This is a genomic window from Duganella sp. Leaf61 (assembly GCF_001421905.1).
GTDB classification, from domain to species: Bacteria; Pseudomonadota; Gammaproteobacteria; order Burkholderiales; family Burkholderiaceae_D; genus Rugamonas; species Rugamonas zoogloeoides.
Map to the genome: position 1 here is coordinate 486,960 of NZ_LMLM01000001.1, position 20,530 is coordinate 507,489.

A 20,530-nucleotide genomic window follows, 5' to 3' on the forward strand; every position below is an offset into this window, starting at 1 on the left:
TTCTTACGCATGGCCGGCCTCGGACGCGAGCATCAGCGGGTCGATGCCCAGCAAACGTATCGCCGCCGTATAGCGTTGCTCGATCGGCACGCCGAACAGGATCTCGGGATCGGCGCCGACCGTGAGCCAGCCGTTGCGGCCGATCTCGTCTTCGAGCTGGCCCGGGCTCCAGCCCGAGTAGCCGATCGACACCAGCATGCGCGGCGGACCGTCGCCGGACGCCACCGCCTCGAGCACATCGATCGACGTGGTGAACGCCACCTCGCTGGTGACGGTGAGCGACGACGAATAGCGTTGGCCCGGCGTGTGCAGCACAAAACCGCGGTCGTCCTGCACCGGGCCGCCGAACATGACGGGCTGATCGACCGCGCTGTCCTGGTCGCCCTCGAGCTTGAGGTCGATGCGTTCGAACAGCACTTGCATGGTCATGTCGGTGGGCTTGTTGATCACCACGCCCAGCACGCCGTTTTCATTGTGTTCGCAGACATACACCACGGTGCCGCCGAAGACCGGATCTTGCATGGAAGGCATGGCGATCAGGAAATGATTGGCCAGGTTCAGTTGCGGGACCGGGCTGTCGCCCTCGGTGGCGGTGGCGGTGGCGCTCAATGGGGCCAACGGGTCTTCCTGTAACAAGCCGGGGACAGGAAGCGTTTTGCCGATTTTGCTCTTCTTCATACGCATTGCTCTCTGTGTGCGGGGCCGCGCAGGGCGGTCGGTGCTAGTATTCGCATCTAGCAAGTCACCGCGTAGTTTACACTGAAATCGCAGCGCACCCACGATTGCGTTGCCCCACAAGATAGACACAGACTCAATGAAACACGATTCAACCCTGGTATGGCTGCGCCGCGATCTGCGCGTTTTCGATCATGTTGCCCTGCATCAGGCACTGCAAGACAGCCACAAAGTCTACTGCGCGTTCATCTATGACAGCACCATCCTGGACGCTTTGCCGCGCCAGGACCGGCGCGTGGACTTCATACACGCCAGCGTGGCCGAGGTCGATGCCGAACTGCGCCAGATGGGCGGTTGCCTGCTGGCACGCCACGGCGATCCGCTGACGGCAATCCCGGCACTGGCCGCCGAACTGAAAGTCGATGCCGTGTATTGCAACCACGACTACGAACCGCAGGCCATCGCCCGCGATGCCGCTGTTGCCAAAGCGCTGCAAGGCGACGGCCGCGCGTTCGCCAGCTTCAAGGACCAGGTGGTGTTCGAGAAAAGCGAAGTACTGTCGCAAACGGGCGGCGTGTTCTCCGTCTTCACCCCGTACAAAAATGCCTGGCTCAAGAAGCTCGACGCTGATCCGAGCGTGATCGCGCCTTACCACATCGAACCGCACGCCGCGCGCCTGGCGCCGCCGCCCTCCCCGGCACCCAAGTTACCAACCTTGAAGGAACTGGGCTTCGAACCGAGCAACCTGGCCGAACTGAAGATTCCCACCGGTATGTCCGGCGCCGCCCAATTGTTCGAGGATTTCCTGCCGCGCATCGCGCAGTACAAGACCGCGCGTGACTTCCCTGCCGTGAAAGGCCCGTCGTACCTGTCGCTGCATTTCCGTTTCGGCACGCTGTCGGTGCGCCACCTGGTGCGCACGGTGGTGGACCTGATGGCGCGTGGCGGCGGTGGCGAAGGCGCACCGGTGTGGCTGGCAGAACTGATCTGGCGCGAGTTCTACGCCATGATCCTGTTCCATAACCCGCACGTGGTGGGCGGCTCGTTCAAGCCCGCCTACGACGCCATCGAATGGGAAACCGGTGAAGAAGCCGACGAACTGTTCGCCGCCTGGTGCGAAGCGCGCACCGGCTACCCGCTGGTGGACGCAGCCATGCTGCAACTGAACCAGACGGGCTACATGCACAACCGCCTGCGCATGGTCACCGCCTGCTTCCTGATCAAGGACCTCGGCATCGACTGGCGCCGGGGCGAGGCATATTTTGCGCTGCACCTGAACGACTTCGACCTGGCGTCGAACAACGGCGGCTGGCAGTGGGCGTCGTCGTCGGGCTGCGATGCGCAACCGTACTTCCGCATCTTCAACCCGATCACGCAGTCGGAAAAATTCGACGGCGCCGGCAAATTCATCCGCCGCTACCTGCCGCAACTGAAACACCTGAGCGACAAGGAAATCCACGCGCCGTGGCTGCACGCGCGCATGGAACCGCTCAAGTACCCGGGCCCGATCGTCATGCACGACGAGGCGCGCAAGCGCACGCTTGAGCGCTACGAAGTCGTCAAGAAGGTCAAACCGCTGGAAGATTGAGCAGTTTTTCCATCGTCTCAAGCAGCTCCGGCTCCTGGAACGGTTTGCCGAAGAAGGCATTCACGCCCAGGTCCAGCGCGTAGTTGCGGTGCTTGTCGGCGCTGCGCGACGTGATCATGATGATCGGGATGCCGGCAGTGCGTTCATCGCCACGCACCTGGCGCGTGAGGTCGAAGCCGTCCATGCGCGGCATTTCGATATCGACCAGCAGCAAGTCAGGCTGGTGCTCGCGCAGCTGTTCCAGCGCATCGACGCCATCCTTGGCCAGCAATACCCGGTAGCCTTCGCGCTCGAGCAGACGCCCGGTCACGCGGCGCACCGTCATCGAATCATCGACCACCATCACCGTGGCCGCGTGCGCACGCGTCGCCGTGCCGGCATCGGCAGCGGTGTCGCCGTGGACCGCCTGCGCATACTGCGCGCGCGCCTCCGGGCTTTGCGCCAGGTGGTGCAGCAGCGCCACCGGGTTGAGGATCAACACGATGTCGCCCGAGCCCAGCACGGTGGCGCCGGCGATGCCGGCCATGCGCGCGAGCTGCGGGCCGATATTCTTGACCACCACCTCGCGGTTGCCCAGTACCTCGTCCACCTGTAATGCCAGCCGCTCGGTGCCATTTTTGAGCATCATCACCGGCGCCGACTGGTTGACCTGCGGCTGCATGTCAACGTCGCCCAGCAGTGCGGGCAGGTAGTGCAGCGCGGCCTGGCGGCCGTGCAGCGCCACGTGGCCGTTCAGGTGGCCAACCCGGTGGGCGGCGGCCAGCGCCTCGCCATTCATCTGCTGCACCTGCTCGACCAGGATGGCCGGCAGGGCGTAGCTGCGGCCACCGGCAGCCACCAGCACAACCTGGGTGACCGCCAGCGTGAGCGGCAGGCGAATCACGAAACGCGTGCCCTGCCCCGGCGTCGATTCCAGGTCGATCCGGCCGCCCAGGGCCTGCGCCTCGGACTGCACGATGTCCATGCCCACGCCCCGGCCCGACAATTCGGTCAGCGCTTCGGCGGTGGTGAAGCCGGGCTCGAAAATCAGGTCGGCCACCTGCGCCTCGGTGACGTCTGCGCCCTCTGCCAGCAAGCCGCTGGCCACGCCCTTGGCGCGGATGCGTTCGAGGTCCAGGCCGGCGCCGTCGTCGGAAAATTCGATGACGACCTCGTTGCCCTGCTGCGTCACTTCCATCAGCAGCTCGCCGGTTTCGCTCTTGCCGGCGGCCGTGCGCGCGGCGCGCGGTTCCACGCCGTGGGCAATCGCGTTGCGCAGCAGGTGTTCGAACGGCGCGGCCATGCGTTCGAGCACGCCGCGGTCGATTTCCACGCCGCCGCCGCGCAGGTCGAGGTTGACGCGCTTGTCCACTTCCTTGGCGCTCTGGCGCGCCACCCGGAACAGGCGCTCGGCAATGCTGGCAAACGGCACCATGCGCACCCGCATCAGGTCGCGCTGGAGGTCGCGCGTGAGGCGCGCCTGCACCACCAGGTCGTCGCCGGCGTGGTTGACGCTGTGCGACAGGTGCTCTTGCAGGCTGGCCGCGTCGTTGACGCTTTCGGCCATCATGCGCGTGAGTTCCTGCAGGCGCGTAAAGCGGTCGAATTCGAGTGGGTCGAAATCGCGCTCGTTGACGTCGGCCATGCGCGACATGCTCGAGGCGATCTGCGACTCGGCCTGCATTTCGATTTCGCGCAGCTGCCGGCGCAAACGGGACAGGTTGTCGGACACGTCGCCCAGCGTGGCGCGCATGGCGCCCACTTCGTTTTCCAGCCGCGAGCGGGCAATCGACACTTCGCCGGCCTGGTTGACCAGGCGGTCGAGGATATCGGCGCGCACCCGCACCAGCGGCGATTTATTGGCCGGCTGGTCGTCGGCGAACGGCGCGGACGGCGCCTCGGCACATGGCGCGGCGCCAGGATCGGCCGCCGCATTGGCCTCCACGGCAGCGGCCATGCCGCCCTGCTGCAACTGCTCGAACAGCAGCAGCGCGTGGTCGTAATGGGCCAGCAGTTCGTCGAACGCCAGCGGCGTGGCCGAACCATCGTGGACCATGTTTTCGATATGGGTTTCGATCTCGTGCACGTGCTGGCCCAGGCGCATGGCGCCGGCCATGCGCGCGCTGCCCTTGACCGTATGCAGCAGGCGCAGCAAACCTTGCGCGTGGCTGGCATCAAGCGGTGCGCCCTGCCAGGCGCGCAAGGCCTCGCCGACCTGCGGCAGCAGGTCGGCGCCTTCTTCGAGAAACACGGCCAGCAGTTCGGCGTCCAGTTCATCGTTGAAAATGGCCGGCGGGGCGTCGCGCTGCGCCGGGGCGGCCAGTGGCAGTTCGGTGATGCCGGTGTCGGCGTGGAATGGTGCCGGGACTGCTACCGGGTCTGGTGCTGGGTCCGAGACCGGTGCAGATACTGGTTCAGGGGTGGCTTCGGCCGGTGCGGGCAGTGGCTGCGTAGTCATTTCGGCGGCCGGTGCGGCGATGTGCAGCGGCGGCTCGGCAAAGGTTTCGTCGAAGGCGGCGTTGAACAGGTCGTCGATATCGTCATCGACGCGCGGCTCGACCCTGCGCCAGCCCTTTTTCGGCGCGGGCGCCGGCGCTTCGGATGCCGGCACGGTCCCGCTCAGCTGGTCATACACCTGGCGGAACATGGCGTCCAGCGGCGATTCGTTGTGCGCCGCCGCGCCAGGCGCCTGTGCGCCGGCCACCAGCTGGTCCAGTTGCGCGTCCAGTGCGGCATTAGCGGCCGGCGCGACCGTTTGCAACTGCGCGCGCAGCGCCGCCAGCGCGGCGATCAATTCCGGCTGGGCGGACGGGATGGCGCCGCGACCCACGGTATCGACCATTTGCCGCAGGCGCTGCGCGGTGAAATCGAACAGGTCGTGTTGCGCCGGGTCGAGGAAAGGCGCGGGCGCTTGCAGCGCGGCCAAAGTGTCTTCCAGCGCCAGCGCCAGTTCGCGCAGCACGGGCACCCCCACGGTGCCGGTAATACCGGCCAGCGTGTGCGCGGCCCGCAGCGACTGCGGCTCGGCGGCGCGTTGCGGGATCTGGCGCCAGGCGCCGAAGTCTTGCGTCAGCTGGTCCACCAGTTGCCCGGCTTCCGCCAGGAAGATGGCGAGCAGCGGGGCCGGGATAGCGGGTTCACCAGCGGGCAGGTTGTCCACACTGGTCGCGCTGGCCGGGACGTCAGAAGCGCCGGAGGCGTCGGCGTTAGCGGAGGCCTCGGCGGCGCCGGTAAAGTCAGCGCCAGCGAAGACATCGGTGTGGTCGGCGGAATCAGCGAAAGTGGAGGCATCGGTGGTGACAGCGGAGTCGGCAACGCCATCGAGCACGCGCCTGGCGTCGGCAGCCAAAGCCTGGGCGCGGGCGGTCAGCGGCGCTTGCGCGCCTTCACTGGCCAGCAGGTCGGTCCAGGCGCGCAGTGCGCGGGCGGCGCGTTCCAGCAAGGCGGTCAGCGCGGCGTCCACCGGCCGTTCTTCGGCCAGCCAGGTATTCATCACGCGCTCGATGGCGTGGGCGCCGTCGGCGAAGTCGTCCAGCGCCACGGTGCGGGCGCTGCCCTTCAGGGTGTTGAACGAGCGGCGCAGCATGATCAGGAACTGTTCGTTGCCAGGTCCATCGAGGGCCAGCGTGGTATCGGCGAAGTCCAGCGTCTCACGCGCCTCCGAGAGGAACAGTTCCAGCAGGTGCGGGGTGTTGGCGGCCGTCTCCACGGCGGGCACGGTTTCCGGCGGCGGTGCGGCGGGGGGCGGCGCCGGCACTGCGTCGTCGAGTACCGGGATCGATTCCGCGCCTGCCATCTTGGAAAACGGCACCGCGCGGAAGCTGCCCTGCCGCGCATCGTAGGCGAAGCGCTGGCGCGCCCCCGCTGCGTTGTGCGCCAGCAGCTCGGCAAAGAAACCGAGCGCGCTGAGGTTGTGCACCACGTCGTCGAGCGTTTTCGCTTCCTGCGCCGGATCGGCGCCGTCCTGCGCCAGGGCCGCGACCTGCGACTGAACCTGCAGGGCGGCTTGCGCGGCGGCCGGCTGCTCCAGCTCCGTCAATGTCGCCTGCAAACCATCGAGCGCCGGCGCCAGGCCGGTCAGCGCCGCGCGCTGCTGCGGGTCGGCGTAAAACCGGTCCAGCGCGTGTTCCACCGCGCGCAGCGCCGCCTTGATCTCGGCGGTACTGCGCTCCGGCGCGGCGTCCTGCCAGCTGCGCGTCTGCGCAGGCGCCAGCGCATCGCGCTGGCCGTAGCGGCGGCTGTCGTAGTCGGGCGGCGCCAGGCCGTCCAGCGCGAACGCCGTGTGCAGCGCGCGCGCCGTGGGCGAACTGCTGTCCGGTCCAGCCACGGCGATGAAGAACAACGCGTCGCGCAGCATGGCGTCCGGCTGCGCGGCATTGCCCTGGGAGAGGCGCCGCAATTGCAGGTTGATCATGCCGAACAGCTGCTTGACCTGCACGCTGCCGGCGATATCGCCGCCGGCCACCAGTTCGGCAAAGGCCTGCAGCGCCAGCCAGAACGCGCGCGGCTTTGCCTCCTGCTGGACAGCGGCCACCGCCGCCACCGCATCGGTCAGGGCGGCGGCGTGTTCGCGCTGCTGCGCCGGATCCGTGCTCTTCAGGTAGGGCAGCAGCGCGCGCTCGAAGCGCTGGCGGCAGGCGGCGTAGTCGGGGGCGGCGTCAGGCGCCGCATCGGCAGCGGCGGGCAATTCCACCGCGCGCGCCAGGTCGGGGAAAAACAGGTCGGCCGGATGGATGCGCTCCGCGCCGACGATTTCTTGCACCGCGCGGTAGTACGGGTACAGCCTGGCCGGCTGCGATGGCGCGCCTGCCAGCAGCTCTTCCAGGTATTCGACCAGCGCCTGGTACAGCTGGGTGACCGCTTCCACGTGGTCGGTGGTGCATTTGACGGCGCCCGACTTGAAGCGCTCGAGCGCGGTCTCGGCCAGTGCCGTGACCTGCCCCACGCCTTCCACATCGACCATCTGCAAGGCGCCATGGGCCTGGTGCAAATGGGTCTTGGCGTGCTGCAGCTGGGTGGCCTGGTCTTCGGCGGCGCGCCCGCCCGCTTCCTGCAAGGCAGTACGCGAACGGGCCAGCGCTTCGCGGATTTCCTCCATCACCCACGACAGCGGACCGGTGTCGATCGGGGGTGCGGTGGTGATTGCGTGAGCAGTGTCAGTAGTCGTCATGCTGGTACCGGCCTTTCAATGTTGTGCCGCTCAGGAGGCGATGCGGAACCGCGCCACCGAGTTTTTCAGTTCTTGCGCCAGCACCGACAGTTTATGGATCGACTGCGCGGTGTGCTGGGTGCCGTCCTGGGTCTGTTCGGTCACGGTCAGGATCAGCTGGATGTTGCGCGCCACACCGCTGGCCGACGTGGCCTGCTCGCCGGTGGCCTGGGCGATGCCGGAAATCAGTTCCGCCAGGTGGTGCGACACATTCGAAATATCGTTCAGGGCCGCGCCGGCGGCGTCGGACAGGCGCGTGCCCTCCACCACCCCGCGCGTGGATTTTTCCATGGCTGCCACCGCGTCATGGGTGTCGGTCTGGATGGTGCGCACCAGCGCGCCGATCTGCTTGGCAGCGGCGGCCGACCGCTCCGCCAGACGCTGCACTTCTTCCGCCACCACCGTGAAGCCGCGCCCCGCTTCGCCGGCGGACGCCGCCTGGATGGCGGCGTTCAGCGCCAGCACATTGGTCTGCTCGGTGATGTCGGAAATGAGTTCGGTGATTTCGCCGATCTCCTGCGACGATTCACCGAGGCGCTTGATGCGCTTGGACGTATCCTGGATCTGGTCGCGGATCTCGTGCATGCCGAAGATGGCGTTGGCCACGGCGGTCGAGCCCAGGTTGGCCGCGGCCACCGATTGCCGCGCCACGTCGGCCGATTCGCTGGCGGAGCGCGAGACGTCGGTGATCTGGTCGGCCATGCGCACCACGGTGCTGCTCACGTCCTGGATTTCGCGCGACTGCTGCTGCGAGGCGCGCAGCAGATCGTTGGAAATGCTGTGCGCGTGCAGCGAGGCGCGCGTGACCTGTTCTGCAGTGGCGGTCACCCGGCCCACCAGCACCCGCAGCTCCTCCACCGTGTAGTTGACGGTGTCGGCAATCGCCCCGGTGACGTTCTCCGACACGGTAGCGCGCACGGTCAGGTCGCCATCGGCCACTTTTTGCAGCTCGTTCATCAGGCGCAGGATGGCGGCCTGGTTCTGGGCGTTGGTTTCGCGGGCCGCTTCCTCCTTGCGCTGCGACTCCACGCGCAGGGCGTCGGCCTCGCGGCGGCGGCGGTCGGCGCCGCGCGTGCGGTTGTTGGAATCGACCAGCAGCACGCGGCCGATGGCCACCGCCATCACCAGCGTGAGCATGCCGCAGGCCACCATCAGCCAGAAGGTCAGACCGAGCGAATCCTGCTCGGCGCGGTAGGACTGCTGCAGCGTGTAGAGGCGCTGGCGCAGCGCCTCGTTCTCGTTGAAGATCAGCCGTTCGGCGTTCTTGGCGGCGCTGAATTTATCGAGCTTGTCGAGGATGGCCGCCACCAGCTTCTGGTAGTCCTCGAACTGCGCCTTGAGCGCGACGATTTTCTCGCGCAGTTCCGGCTCGCGCGCGGCGCTCAAACCCTGCGCGGCGCTGCCGCTCAGGAAGCCTTCGAGCGTGGTGCGGAACACCGTGGTGTCGCGCCCCAGCTGGAATGCGGTTTCGGAACTGATGCCGCCGGCGGTGAGGAATTCGCTGGCGCTGCGGCTCATGCGCTGGGTCAGCATGGTGAGCTTGCCCAGCGCGGCGATCTCGCGCGCCGAACCGCCACCGGCCACGCGCAGGGCGCTGATCTCCTCCGTGCGGGCCAGCAGGTCGGGCGACATGGCATTGAGCTTGTGCAGGGTCTGATCGACGCCGCTGAGATCGGTCTTGAGGGTGAGGATGGTGGCGGCGGCCAGGTCGGTGGCGCCCCACTGCTTGCGCACCGATTCCACGGCTGCGGCCAGGTCGGCTCCGGGTGCGCGCAACTGACGGCCCTGCACCTTGCCGCCGCGCGTCATCAGCGTGATGTCATTATTGAGTTCGCGCCGGCTTTCCTCGAGCTGGCGAAACGCTTCGTCGCTGCCCTGCACCGCGTTGGGCGCGGCCTTGCCGATGCGCTGCGAGTGCATCAGCGCGTCGCTGGCAACCTGGGTTTGCGCCGACCGGTTGGCGCTGTAGATGGTGTTGAGGGCGACGCAGGCAGCCGAGACGCTCAGGCTGATGCCAAGCGCGGTGGACAGGATGCTCAACTGGCGCTGGGTGGGCAGGCGGCCGATCAGCGGCAGCCGTTTCAGGCCGGGCCGCGCTTCGTGCTGACCATCGGCTGCCGCCGTGGCGGCGCCGAGACGGTCGAGCGCATCGCGCAGGCGCACCGGTCCGCCCTGCTGCGCGCGCGCGGCGGCGATATGGTCGAAGGTCTCCTGGTCCAAACCCGTTCCTTCCCTTTAAAAGCCCACCAGCGCAAAGCGCGGCTCGCGCACCAGTTGCGCCAGGTCCAGCAGCGTCCAGCGCCGGTCCTCGCCGTCGTCGAACTGGTGAGCAGCCCAGGCGGGTGCACCGGCACCGGGCACGGCGACCGCCTGCATCTCGGACGATGTGCGCAGGCCCAGCACGCGATCGGCCAGCAGCGCGCAGTTGAAGCCCAGTTTAGGCGAAAAGGTAATCAGGCGGCGCTCGGCCGGCGTTCCGGCACTGGTACCGGCAACAGCGCCGGGCTGGCCCTGGTAGCGCGCCAGGTCGATCACGCCGGTCAGGTCGCCGCGGATATTGGCCAGGCCGAGGTACCACGGGCGGGCCAGCGGCACCGGCGACACCGGTTGCGGCGTGACGATCTCGCCGATCTGGGTGAGGTCCAGCAGGTAATGCCGGCCGGCGATCACCACGCCCAGCTCGCGCACGCCGGCGGCGGCGCCGCTCTTGGCCGCCTGCATGCGCTCGAGCAGTTGCACCTGGTACTGGCGCAGGCTGCTGCGGCGCTCGCCGGCTGGCGGACCGTCGGTGGGATCGAGGGGTGCGGGCGTGGCGGCGTCCATCGCTCAGCCGAGGGCGGCGATCTTGTCGAGCAGGTCGCCCGGCGTGACCGGCTTGACCAGGTAGTCGCGCGCGCCCTGGCGCATGCCCCAGATGCGGTCGGTCTCCTGGTCCTTGCTCGAGCAGATAATCACCGGCACTTCCCTGAGCACGGGGTCGCGCGCGATCGAGCGCGTGACCTGGAAGCCGTTCGCGCCCGGCATCACCACGTCCATCAGGATCAGGTCGGGCTTCTCGGCGCGCAGCTTGACGAGCGCTTCCTCGCCGCTTTCGGCGACATCGACGGTGTAGCCGTTGCGGACCAGGATGTCGGACAGGTAGTAACGCTCGGTGGGCGAGTCGTCGACGATCAGTATGCGTTGTATGGCCATGGTTCCCCCTGCGGGTATCTTAGTCTGGTGAGCTGGTGGCATGCGCGCGAACCGCTGCAAGCATGCCTTCCCGGGTGAATGGTTTGGCCAGGCACGCGGCGGAACCGGCCATGGCGCCGCGCGCGCGGTCGAACAGGCCGTCTTTCGAAGACAGCATGAGCACCGGCGTGGCGTGGAATGCCGCGCTGTTCTTGATCAGCGTGCAGGTCTGGTAGCCGTCGAGGCGCGGCATGACGATGTCGCAGAACACCAGCGCCGGGCGATGGTCGGCCAGCTTGGCCAGGGCGTCGAAACCGTCGTCGGCCAGCACCACGCGGTAGCCGGCGCCGGACAGGAAAATCTCGGCCGAGCGGCGGATCGTGCTGCTGTCGTCGATGACCATGATCGTCAGGGCGTTATTCATCACTGCACCTTAGCACATGCCGCAACTGCATGGATCGGGCGGCAGATCAGAGCGCGACCATCTCGAAATCGTCCTTGCGGGCGCCGCATTCCGGGCAGCTCCAGTTCATCGGCACATCGGCCCAGCGGGTGCCGGGGGCGATGCCTTCGTCGGGCAGGCCGGCCTGTTCGTCGTAGATCCAGCCGCAGATCAGGCACATCCAGGTCTGGAAGTCCTGCGTTGTTTCATTGCTACTCACGTTCTGCCACCCTTCAATCAAGTAAAATGCCGAATCAGGTATCTTAATCTACCAGCCGTGCAAAACCAAACTTCTCCTCTCATATTAAGCTTCGGCGTTGCCGATCCCGCCGGCGCCACCGGTGTCCAGGCCGACCTGGCCGCGTTTGCCGCGCTCTCGTGCACCGGCCTGGCCGCCACCACCGCGTTGCTGATCGGCGACACCGCCCGCATCGAGGACACCCAGGAAATCGATCCCGACTGGGTGGCCGACCAAGCCCGCGTGGTCCTCGAGGACATGACCATGGCCGCCTTCAAGGTCGGCGCGCTGACCAACGTGGAGCAAGTGGCGGCAATCGCCGAGATCCTGTCCGACTACCCCGATGCGCCGCTGATTCTCGATCCGTTCAGCTCGCGCCTGCCCGACCTGCCCGACGACGAAGCCGAGGAACTGCTTACCGCCGTGCGCCAGTTGCTGGTGCCGCAGGCCACGCTGCTGATGCTGTCGGTGGTGGAACTGGGCCGGCTGGCCGAAACCTGGCGCGACGCCGGCGATGGCCTCGACAACATGCTGCAGTCCGACGTCGAATACCTGATCGCGCTGGGCTGCGAATACGTGCTGGTCACCGGCACACAGGCCGGCGCCATGCAGGCCAAGGTGGGCAGCCGCGCAGTACCGAATACGCTGGCCAACACCCTGTACCACTCCGACGGCATGGTCAGCCACGACGCCTGGCAGCACCTGCCCGGCCCCTTCATCGGCGCCGGCGGCACGCTGTCGGCCGCGATCACCGCCTTCATGGCGCGCGGCGTGGACGCCCCGGAAGCGGTGAAAGCGGCGCAGGAGTACACTGTGGGCGCCCTGGCGCATGCACAGCGCTATGGCATGGGCAAGTTCGTGCCCAACCGCTTCTTCCACTTGCTGACGACGGCCGCCGACATGCAGTAAGCATGGCCGTTTTATTCACCGGACACCGAGATAACCACATGACCACGATTTCCAACAACGACACGCTGTTCGCCCGCGCCCAGAAGACCACGCCCGGCGGCGTCAACTCGCCGGTACGCGCCTTCCGCTCGGTGGGTGGCACGCCGCGCTTCATCACCCGCGCCGAAGGCCCGTATTTCTGGGACGCCGACGACAAGCGCTATATCGACTACATCGGCTCGTGGGGCCCCGCCATCGTCGGCCACGCCCACCCGCAAGTGGTCAAGGCGGTGCAGGAGGCGGCCACGCGCGGCCTGTCGTTCGGCGCACCGACCCAGGGCGAAGTGGAAATGGCCGAGGAAATCTGCCGCCTGGTGCCGTCGCTGGAACAGGTGCGCCTGGTCTCGTCGGGCACCGAGGCGACCATGAGCGCGCTGCGCCTGGCGCGCGGCGCCACCGGCCGCGACAAGATCGTCAAGTTCGAAGGCTGCTACCACGGCCACGCTGATTCTCTGCTGGTCAAGGCTGGCAGCGGCCTGCTCACCTTCGGCAACCCGACGTCGGCTGGCGTGCCCGAAGACTTCGTCAAGCACACGCTGGTGCTTGACTATAACAACGTGGCGCAGCTCGAAGAAGCCTTCGCCAACTTCGGCGACGAAATCGCCTGCGTGATCATCGAGCCGGTCGCCGGCAATATGAACCTGATCAAGGCCAACGCCGACTTCCTGCAGGCCACGCGCGACCTGTGCACCAGGCACGGTGCACTCCTGATCTTCGACGAAGTGATGTGCGGCTTCCGCGTGGCCCTGGGCGGCGCCCAGGAACTGTACGGCATCAAGCCCGATCTCACCGCGCTGGGCAAGGTGATCGGCGGCGGCCTGCCGGTGGCGGCGTTCGGCGGCAGCGCGCAACTGATGTCCAACATGGCGCCCCTGGGCGCGGTGTACCAGGCCGGCACCCTGTCGGGCAACCCGGTGGCGGTGGCGGCCGGCATGACCACCTTGAAGCTGATCCAGGAACCGGGCTTTTACGAGCGCCTGGGCGCCACGGCCGAGCGCCTGGCTGCCGGCCTGACGGCAGCGGCAAAAGATGCCGGCGTGGTGTTCTGCGCCGATGCGGTCGGTGGCATGTTCGGCCTGTACTTCAGCGCCACGCCGCCGAACAACTACGCCGAGATGATGGCCGGCGACCGCGAACGCTTCAACGTGTTCTTCCACGCGATGCTTGACGAAGGCGTGTACTTCGCGCCGGCGGCGTTCGAGGCGGGGTTCGTGTCGGCGCAGCATAGCGACGCCGTGATCGACGAGACCATTGCGGCGGCTGCGCGCGTGTTCAAGAAGCTCGCCGGGGCATAAAAAGCCGGGGATGGTCACGGCGACTGGATCACCCCCGTATTGAAGTCATACTCGAACAAATCCCCGTACCGTCCCCACTCGATGGCCACGCGCAGCGCGCGTTCAGCTTCCTCTTCGCTGAGCGTGAACCGCAGCAGCTTGAGGAACAGGTCTTCCGGCAAATCCCCCGACCGGTCCTGCGCCAGCCCGTGGCAGATGTACGCGATCAGCGGCACGTGTTCGAGCAACTGCTTGCCGAACACCGCCTGGCGCGCGCCGCTGTCCTCGGTCGCCATGATGGCGGCATAGCGCGCACCGAGCTCCGTCAGCAGGATGTCGCCATCGAGCAGGTGGGCAAAACCCAGCAGCAGCAAGGCATTGGTCACTTCCAGCAGCTCGGCGTCGGTAAGATCGGTTTCCTCGGCCAGTTGCGGCAGGTCGGCGCGGCCAGCAAACGGTTCTTCGGCCAGCAGTTCCAGTATCCCTTCCATGTGGGCGATGTCGGCCTGCGGCAGGCGGTCGCCCAGTTGCAGCTTCACCTCCTTCTCGCTGATCGGGCCACGGCGGCCGGCGCCGGCTGTCATCAGCTCATAGACCTTGTCGATCAGGTGCCGCACTTCGGCCCCTTCCGCCTTGCGCGGCTGCGCCAGCGCAATCGGCAGTTCGGCGCGCACCCGGCCCGGATCGCTGGCGAAAATCAGCACGCGGTCGGCCATCATCACCGCTTCCTCGATATTGTGCGACACCACCAGGATGGCCTTGGTGGGGATGCGGCCCGACTGCCACAGTTCCAGAATTTCCTCGCGCAAGCGTTCGCCGGTGAGAACGTCGAGCGCGGAAAACGCTTCGTCCATCAGCAGCACTTCCGGTTCCATCACCAGCGCCCGGGCAATGCCCACGCGCTGGCGCATGCCGCCCGACAGTTCGCGCGGCAGCGCACCCTCGAAACCGGACAGGCCGATCAGGTCGATCACGTCCGAGGCCCGGCGCGCCCGCTCGGCGGCCGGCATGCCCTGCGCCTCGAGGCCCAGTTCCACGTTCTTTTGCACCGTGAGCCACGGGAACAGCGCAAACGACTGGAACACCATGCGGATGCCGCGCGCGGTGCCGTACAAGGGCATGCCGCGATACAGTACCTGGCCGGCGTCAGCCTGGATCAGCCCCGCCATCAGGCGCAGCATGGTCGATTTGCCGGAGCCGGACTGGCCCAGCAGCGCGACAATTTCCCCTTCGTGCAGGGTGAAATCGACGCCTTCGAGCACTGCGCGCGCAGCGCCGTCGGCCGCGCGAAAATGCTTGGCGACGCCTTTGAGTTCAACAATCGGTGTGTTCATGGTGCGCTCCTAGAAATGCAGCCGGCTCTCGGCCATGATGTACAGGCGGCGCCAGACGAAGTGGTTAAAGCCCATCACGAAGATGCACATCACGCCGATACCCAGCGCAATGCGCGGAAAATCACCGGTGGCGGTCATCTCGGCGATGTAGCTGCCCAGGCCATGGGCCTTGACGGTGGTCGAACCCCAGCTCACGTATTCGGCCACGATGCTGGCGTTCCACGAGCCGCCGGACGCCGTGATCGCGCCGGTGACAAAGCTGGGAAAAATCGCCGGCAGCAGGTAGCGCCGCCACTTGAGCCAGCCCGTCAATCCGAAATTCTGCGCCGCGTGGCGCAACTCGGTCGGAATGGTCGATGCACCGGCGATCACGTTGAACAGCAAATACCACTGGGTGCCGAGGATCATCAGTGGCGACAACCAGATATCCGGGTTCAGCTGGTAGCGCATGATCACGATCACCGCCACCGGGAACACCAGGTTGGCGGGGAAGGCGGCCAGGAACTGCGCCACCGCCTGGGTGCGCGACGCCCAGCGCGGGTTCATGCCGATCCACACGCCCACCGGCACCCAGATCAGCGCGGCCAGCGCCAGCAGGCCGATCACGCGCAGCATGGTGTAGCAGCCCAGCAGCAGCACGTGCCCCACTTCGCGCCAGCCTACTTCGGTGCTGATAAAGTGACCGAGTGTCCACAAGGCGTAGAACACCACGGCGACGATCACCGCGTCCCACACGCGCTGCGGCACCAGCGACGGATGGTCGCGGCGGGCGCGGATCGAGGTGCCGTCGTGACCGAGGCGGAACAGCGCGATGGAGCGCGACAGCAGCCGGCCACACCACGCCACGAATTCCTGCGTACGGTCGGTGCGGCGCAGCCAGGTGAGCAGCCACGAGTTTTGCGCGGTGTCGCCGCCGGTTTCCTCGAAGCGGAACTTGTCGGCCCACGCCAGCAGGGGACGGAAAAACAGCTGGTCGTACAGCAGCACGGCGATCAGCATGGCAAAGATGGCCCAGCCGATGGCGCCCAGGTTGCTCTGCTCGATGGCCAGCGCGATGTACGAGCCGATGCCGGGCAGCTTGATGTCCTGGTTCGATACCGAAATCGCCTCCGACGCCACCACGAAAAACCAGCCGCCCGACATCGACATCATCATGTTCCACAGCAGGCCTGGCATGGCGAACGGCAGTTCCAGGCGCCAGAAGCGCTGCCAGCCAGACAGCTGGAACACCTGCGCTGCCTCCGACAGTTCGGCCGGCACGTTGCGGAAGCCCTGGTAGGCCGAGAACGCCATATTCCACGCCTGCGACGTGAAGATGGCAAAAATCGCCGCGCACTCCACGCCCAGCAGGTTGCCGGGAAACAGCGCGATGAAGGCGGTCACCGTGATCGACAAAAAGCCGAGGATCGGGATCGACTGCAGGATGTCGAGCAGCGGCACCAGCACTTTTTCGGCGAGCCGGTACTTGGTGGTGAGCGCGGCAAACACGCAGGCGAACACCACCGACGCACCGAGCGCGATAAACATGCGCAAGGTGGTGCGCAGCAGGTAGTAAGGCAGGTTGGTCGGGTCGAGCGAGAGCGGCAGCGCCTGGCCCAGTTGATAGGGCCGCGCCATCTGCTGGCCGCCATAGGCCAGCAGCACGAACACGGCCAGCACGATGGGCAGCAGCGCCCAGTCCCAGCGGTTGCCGCCGGCTTCCACTACCTGCCGGGGAAAAAATTGCCGTTTCTTGTACATGGTCGTGGCTCGCGGACACTGAGATTGGCCGCCATTCTAAGCGCATCTTGCCCCAGATTTTATTACCGTTATGAAAGTTCTTTCAGTTCCTCTGTGCGCTACATCACATAATTGACGAATATGATGATCCATCTCAAATTCAGCTCATACATAGCCTCATTACCGGACATTTCATTGCTATAGAAAAACAATGGCGTCATTTTCGTCAATTTCGATTGTTTCCAATAGGAAATTGAGGTACACTGGTTTCATTGACTCCACCATTCGAGAGAAGCCTGATGCCCCACAGTAAAGACTCCGTCCTGACCACCCGCGCGACCGCAGAGTTGCTGGGCGTGGCCGTCAGCACGGCGCAACTGTGGATCGAAAATGGCGCAATTCCGTCGTGGAAGACGCCCGGGGGGCACCGCCGCGTGCGCCTTTCCGCCGTCAAGCGCCTGATGCAGGAGCGCGGCCTGGTGGCGCCGACCGCATCGGCACCAGCGCCGGCGGTGGCCAGCAGCACCGAATTCCTGCCGTCGGCCACGGCCGCCTACCCGGTGCCGCACGACGAGGCGCAGCGACTGCTGGCGCTCGACGCCGCGCGCATCGTCGATACGCCGCCCGAGTCGGTATTCGACCGCCTGACCTGGCTGGCCAGCCAGGCGACCGAGTCGCCGATGGCATTGATCAGCTTGTTGACGGCGGAGCGCCAGTGGTTCAAGTCGCGCCTCGGCGTCGATGCGCCGGAGACGTCGCGCGACTGGGCGTTTTGCAGCCACGCGATTTTGCAGGACGGCTTGTTCGTGGTGGAAGACGCGGCGCGCGACCCGCGTTTCCAGGATAACCCGCTGGTGACCGGCGCGCCGCACATCCGTTTTTATGCGGCCTTCCCGCTGCTCGATGCGGACAGGATGCCACTCGGTACTTTATGCGTGCTCGACAGCGAACCGCGCCGCCTGCGTGACCGCGAAGTGCGGTCGCTGCGCGAGCTGGCCGCCCTTGCATCGGAAGAAGTCCAGCGCCGCGTGCGGCGCTAGCAACACCGTCAGACCGCATTCCACGGCGCACCGTCCCCGCCCCCACAGCCGGCGCGCCGCAGTATCCGCAGTACCTTGTCGTTCCGTCTGTCCCGGCACCGCCCAATTCTTGCGACTGCCACAAAAAAACAACACCAGTAACCAGTCGCCGCTTGCGGTGGTCTCCGTTACCCGTGCCTGCCTGTCGCTGCACTTGTGGAAACGTCCAACGTTTCCAGGAAGATTAATATGAACGCGTTCAAAAAACTCAAAATCGGTACCCAGTTGTCACTGGGCTTTGGCATGGTCACGGCCCTGCTGCTGTTGCTGGCGGCAGTCTCCATATTCGGCGTCGCCGCGATCAACGACGCCTTCAAGCGCCAGGACAAGATCAGCACCGAGCGCCTCGACCCGCTGGTGGACGCGCGCGAAGCACTGGCGCAAACCGGCCTGGCCGCGCGCAATGCCTTCATCTTTACCGACAAGGCGCAAGCAGCCAGGGAGCTGGCCATCCTCGACGAGCAGAAAGCCCTTTACCTCAAGGCCCTCGAAAAGCTGACCCCGGCCTATGCCGGCAACGCCCAGTTCGAAAAAGTACGCACCGGTCTGCTGACCATGGCGCAGGAACTGAACAAGCCGCGCAAGTTCCGCGACGCCGACGAGATGGAGGCCTATGGCCAGTTCCTGGTCAACGAGTGCAGCCCGCTGCGGCGCCAGATCGTGGCCGACATGGCCGTGCTGCTGACGGCCGCCGAGAAGGAAGCGGCAGAAGCGAGCGCCTTGTCGGAACAGCGCGCCGAGAGCGCCCGCTTCTGGACCATCGCGCTGGCCGTGGCCGCCTTTATCCTCAGCATCGTGGTCACCCGCGTGATCAAGCACGTGCTGATCCGCCAGCTCGGCGGCGAGCCGGCCTACGCCACCGAGATCGCCGGCAAGATCGCCCATGGCGACCTGGCAGTGACGGTCAACGTCAGGCCCGGCGACCAGGACAGCCTGCTGTATGAAATCAAGAGCATGCGCGACAGCCTGGCGTCCATCGTCGGCAAGGTGCGCGAAGGCACCCACGCCATCGACGCTGCCTCGAGCGAAATTGCCGCCGGCAACGAAGACATGTCGAACCGTACCGCGCACCAGGCCACGTCGCTGGAAAAAGTGGCCACCGCCATGGAAGAGCTGACCTCGACCGTGCGCCAGAACGCCAGCAATGCCCAGCAAGCCAACACCCTGGCGCAGACTGCTTCATCAGTGTCGGAACAGGGCGGCGTGGTGATGCAGCAGGTGACCGACACGATGGAATCGATCAACGAGTCGTCGAAGAAAATCGTCGACATCATTTCCGTCATCGACGGCATCGCTTTCCAGACCAATATCCTGGCGCTGAACGCGGCGGTGGAAGCGGCCCGGGCCGGCGAGCAGGGGCGCGGCTTTGCCGTCGTGGCAACCGAGGTGCGCAACCTGGCCCAGCGGTCGGCTTCGGCCGCCAAAGAGATCAAGGCCCTGATCGACGATTCCGTCACCAAGGTGGGCAGCGGCACCGAGCTGGTGTCCAAGGCCGGCATCACCATGCAGGAGGTGGTTACCAGCGTCAAGCGCGTGACGGAAATCATGAGCGAGATCAGCGTGGCCAGCGCCGAGCAGAGCATCGGTATCGAGCAGGTGAACGGCGCCATCGGCGAGATGGACGGCATGACCCAGCAAAATTCGGCGCTGGTGGAAGAAGCCTCGGCGGCCGCCCATGCACTCGATCAGCAGGCGTCGGCGTTGACCGAGGTGGTGGGGGTGTTCAAGCTGGACAGCGACACCGCCACGGTGCGCTCTCTAACGCAACGCCCCAGCGCACCGCAGCGCAGCGCCAAGCCGCGCCTGGCGCGCGGCTAGGTTCCGGTTACTTCAGCCAGCCCCGCCGGCGGAAGTACCAGAACGGCGCGATCGCGCTGGTGACCATCAGCGCAAGCGCGAACGGGTAGCCGGCCTGCCATTCCAGTTCCGGCAGCCACTTGAAGTTCATGCCGTAGATCGAGGCGATCAGGGTCGGTGGCAGGAACGCCACGCTGGCCACCGAGAAGATCTTGATGATCTTGTTCTGGTTGATGTTGATGAAGCCGACCGTGGCGTCCATCAGGAAGTTGATCTTGTCGAACAGGAACGACGTGTGGCCGTCCAGCGATTCGATGTCGCGCAAAATCTGGCGTGCTTCCTCGAACTGGTCGGCGTTGAGCAGGCGTCCGCGCATCAGGAAACTGACGGCGCGGCGCGTATCCATCATGTTGCGGCGGATGCGGCCGTTCAAGTCTTCCTCGCGCGCGATCGAGTTCAGCGCGGCAGCCGCATCGTCATCGGTGAAGTGCTTTTGCAGCACGCGGCCGCTCACTTCTTCCAGGCTCAGATAAATGCCTTCGAGCGCATCGGCCGAATATTCGGCGTCGGTCGCGTACAGGTCCAGCAGCACGTCCATGTAATCGCCGATCGAGCCGGGCCGCGAACGGGCGCGCATGCGCACCAGGCGGAACACCGGCAAATCGTCAGTATGGACCGAGAACAGCATCTTGCGCGCCAGGATGAATGCGACCGTGATCACGCGCGACGGACCGTCGTCTTCTTCCAGCAGGAAGTCGGTGCGCAGGTGCAGGTCGCCGTTTTCCGCCTCGTAGTAACGGGCCGATGCTTCGATATCCTTGACTTCGTCTTCGCCCGGCAGGGTCACGCCATAAATGGTCTTGACCCACAGCCGCTCGTCATCCGTCGGGTCGGTCAGGTCGACCCACACCGGCTCGGCGTTGACCAGGTCTTCGCGCGTGTCGATCGGTACCTGGTTGAGCCGGCCATTCTGGAGAACGAAAACATTAATCATGGGTGCGGAGCCTTCTGGAAACAGCGCAAGTGTACTCGGAAAGGCCTTGGCGTAGCCAGCTTGCCCTATGGTTTTTCGGCCAT

15 protein-coding genes are annotated in these 20,530 nt (G+C 66.1%); 5 read left to right on the forward strand and 10 right to left on the reverse strand.

Features of this window, described 5'->3' with window-relative positions:
• Window positions 1-3: 3 nt before the first annotated feature.
• Window positions 4-678, reverse strand: coding sequence for a YqgE/AlgH family protein (locus ASF04_RS02115; protein ID WP_056137715.1), 675 nt, complete (start codon window positions 676-678; stop codon window positions 4-6).
• Window positions 679-814: 136 nt separating this feature from the next.
• On the opposite strand from ASF04_RS02115, the gene ASF04_RS02120 reads away from it, so the two are divergent.
• Window positions 815-2,263, forward strand: a complete 1,449-nt coding sequence (locus ASF04_RS02120) for a deoxyribodipyrimidine photo-lyase (RefSeq protein ID WP_056137717.1) — start codon at window positions 815-817, stop codon at window positions 2,261-2,263.
• Here the strand turns inward: ASF04_RS02120 and ASF04_RS02125 are convergent.
• From ASF04_RS02125 to ASF04_RS02150, 6 genes are read right to left on the reverse strand one after another with little or no spacing between them, the layout of a single operon-like run.
• Complete coding sequence (locus tag ASF04_RS02125) at window positions 2,244-7,412, reverse strand: Hpt domain-containing protein (RefSeq protein WP_056137719.1); 5,169 nt, start codon at window positions 7,410-7,412, stop codon at window positions 2,244-2,246. The genes ASF04_RS02120 and ASF04_RS02125 overlap by 20 nt on opposite strands.
• A gap of 30 nt (window positions 7,413-7,442) precedes the next feature.
• Complete coding sequence (locus ASF04_RS02130; protein ID WP_056137721.1) at window positions 7,443-9,671, reverse strand: methyl-accepting chemotaxis protein; 2,229 nt, start codon at window positions 9,669-9,671, stop codon at window positions 7,443-7,445.
• Between the two features lie 15 nt (window positions 9,672-9,686).
• Window positions 9,687-10,274, reverse strand: a complete 588-nt coding sequence (locus ASF04_RS02135; RefSeq protein WP_056137724.1) for a chemotaxis protein CheW — start codon at window positions 10,272-10,274, stop codon at window positions 9,687-9,689.
• Window positions 10,275-10,277: 3 nt separating this feature from the next.
• Complete coding sequence (locus tag ASF04_RS02140) at window positions 10,278-10,643, reverse strand: response regulator transcription factor (protein WP_056137725.1); 366 nt, start codon at window positions 10,641-10,643, stop codon at window positions 10,278-10,280.
• A gap of 19 nt (window positions 10,644-10,662) precedes the next feature.
• Window positions 10,663-11,046, reverse strand: a complete 384-nt coding sequence (locus ASF04_RS02145; RefSeq protein WP_019921332.1) for a PleD family two-component system response regulator — start codon at window positions 11,044-11,046, stop codon at window positions 10,663-10,665.
• A gap of 46 nt (window positions 11,047-11,092) precedes the next feature.
• Window positions 11,093-11,245, reverse strand: coding sequence for a rubredoxin (locus ASF04_RS02150; protein WP_019921331.1), 153 nt, complete (start codon window positions 11,243-11,245; stop codon window positions 11,093-11,095).
• A 96-nt stretch (window positions 11,246-11,341) separates the two neighbouring features.
• Between ASF04_RS02150 and ASF04_RS02155 the strand changes: the two genes are divergently transcribed.
• Together ASF04_RS02155 and hemL are read left to right on the forward strand one after the other, a co-directional pair.
• On the forward strand, window positions 11,342-12,211 hold the full coding sequence (locus ASF04_RS02155; protein WP_056137728.1) for a bifunctional hydroxymethylpyrimidine kinase/phosphomethylpyrimidine kinase: 870 nt from the start codon (window positions 11,342-11,344) through the stop codon (window positions 12,209-12,211).
• 38 nt (window positions 12,212-12,249) lie between these two features.
• A complete protein-coding gene (gene hemL / locus ASF04_RS02160) occupies window positions 12,250-13,545 on the forward strand; it encodes a glutamate-1-semialdehyde 2,1-aminomutase (protein ID WP_056138396.1) in 1,296 nt (431 codons plus the stop codon).
• A 14-nt stretch (window positions 13,546-13,559) separates the two neighbouring features.
• On the opposite strand, the gene ASF04_RS02165 is transcribed toward hemL, so the two are convergent.
• A complete protein-coding gene (locus ASF04_RS02165; protein WP_056137730.1) occupies window positions 13,560-14,858 on the reverse strand; it encodes a nitrate/sulfonate/bicarbonate ABC transporter ATP-binding protein in 1,299 nt (432 codons plus the stop codon).
• A gap of 9 nt (window positions 14,859-14,867) precedes the next feature.
• The gene (locus tag ASF04_RS02170; RefSeq protein ID WP_056137732.1) at window positions 14,868-16,598 is read right to left on the reverse strand and encodes an ABC transporter permease subunit; all 1,731 of its coding nucleotides are present in this window, start codon (window positions 16,596-16,598) and stop codon (window positions 14,868-14,870) included.
• A 278-nt stretch (window positions 16,599-16,876) separates the two neighbouring features.
• Between ASF04_RS02170 and ASF04_RS02175 the strand changes: the two genes are divergently transcribed.
• Window positions 16,877-17,617 (forward strand): GAF domain-containing protein, encoded by a 741-nt coding sequence (locus ASF04_RS02175; protein ID WP_056137733.1) that lies wholly within the window; start codon window positions 16,877-16,879, stop codon window positions 17,615-17,617.
• Window positions 17,618-17,845: 228 nt separating this feature from the next.
• Complete coding sequence (locus ASF04_RS02180; protein WP_056137734.1) at window positions 17,846-19,474, forward strand: methyl-accepting chemotaxis protein; 1,629 nt, start codon at window positions 17,846-17,848, stop codon at window positions 19,472-19,474.
• Window positions 19,475-19,481: 7 nt separating this feature from the next.
• Here ASF04_RS02180 and corA read toward each other — a convergent pair whose 3' ends face one another.
• Window positions 19,482-20,447 carry a magnesium/cobalt transporter CorA gene (gene corA, locus ASF04_RS02185; protein WP_019921324.1) on the reverse strand — a complete coding sequence of 322 codons (966 nt, stop codon included), beginning with the start codon at window positions 20,445-20,447 and terminating at the stop codon, window positions 19,482-19,484.
• Window positions 20,448-20,530 lie beyond the last annotated feature (83 nt).

Bases quoted from the DNA above. Each gene is read 5' to 3' on its own strand.
- ASF04_RS02170 (WP_056137732.1), bottom strand. From the start codon at position 16,598: ATGTACAAGAAACGGCAATTTTTTCCCCGGCAGGTAGTGGAAGCCGGC.
- ASF04_RS02180 (WP_056137734.1), top strand. From the start codon at position 17,846: ATGAACGCGTTCAAAAAACTCAAAATCGGTACCCAGTTGTCACTGGGC.
- ASF04_RS02135 (WP_056137724.1), bottom strand. From the start codon at position 10,274: ATGGACGCCGCCACGCCCGCACCCCTCGATCCCACCGACGGTCCGCCA.
- ASF04_RS02165 (WP_056137730.1), bottom strand. From the start codon at position 14,858: ATGAACACACCGATTGTTGAACTCAAAGGCGTCGCCAAGCATTTTCGC.
- ASF04_RS02150 (WP_019921331.1), bottom strand. From the start codon at position 11,245: ATGTGCCTGATCTGCGGCTGGATCTACGACGAACAGGCCGGCCTGCCC.
- ASF04_RS02140 (WP_056137725.1), bottom strand. From the start codon at position 10,643: ATGGCCATACAACGCATACTGATCGTCGACGACTCGCCCACCGAGCGT.
- ASF04_RS02125 (WP_056137719.1), bottom strand. From the start codon at position 7,412: ATGACGACTACTGACACTGCTCACGCAATCACCACCGCACCCCCGATC.
- corA (WP_019921324.1), bottom strand. From the start codon at position 20,447: ATGATTAATGTTTTCGTTCTCCAGAATGGCCGGCTCAACCAGGTACCG.
- ASF04_RS02145 (WP_019921332.1), bottom strand. From the start codon at position 11,046: ATGAATAACGCCCTGACGATCATGGTCATCGACGACAGCAGCACGATC.
- hemL (WP_056138396.1), top strand. From the start codon at position 12,250: ATGACCACGATTTCCAACAACGACACGCTGTTCGCCCGCGCCCAGAAG.
- ASF04_RS02115 (WP_056137715.1), bottom strand. From the start codon at position 678: ATGAAGAAGAGCAAAATCGGCAAAACGCTTCCTGTCCCCGGCTTGTTA.
- ASF04_RS02120 (WP_056137717.1), top strand. From the start codon at position 815: ATGAAACACGATTCAACCCTGGTATGGCTGCGCCGCGATCTGCGCGTT.
- ASF04_RS02175 (WP_056137733.1), top strand. From the start codon at position 16,877: ATGCCCCACAGTAAAGACTCCGTCCTGACCACCCGCGCGACCGCAGAG.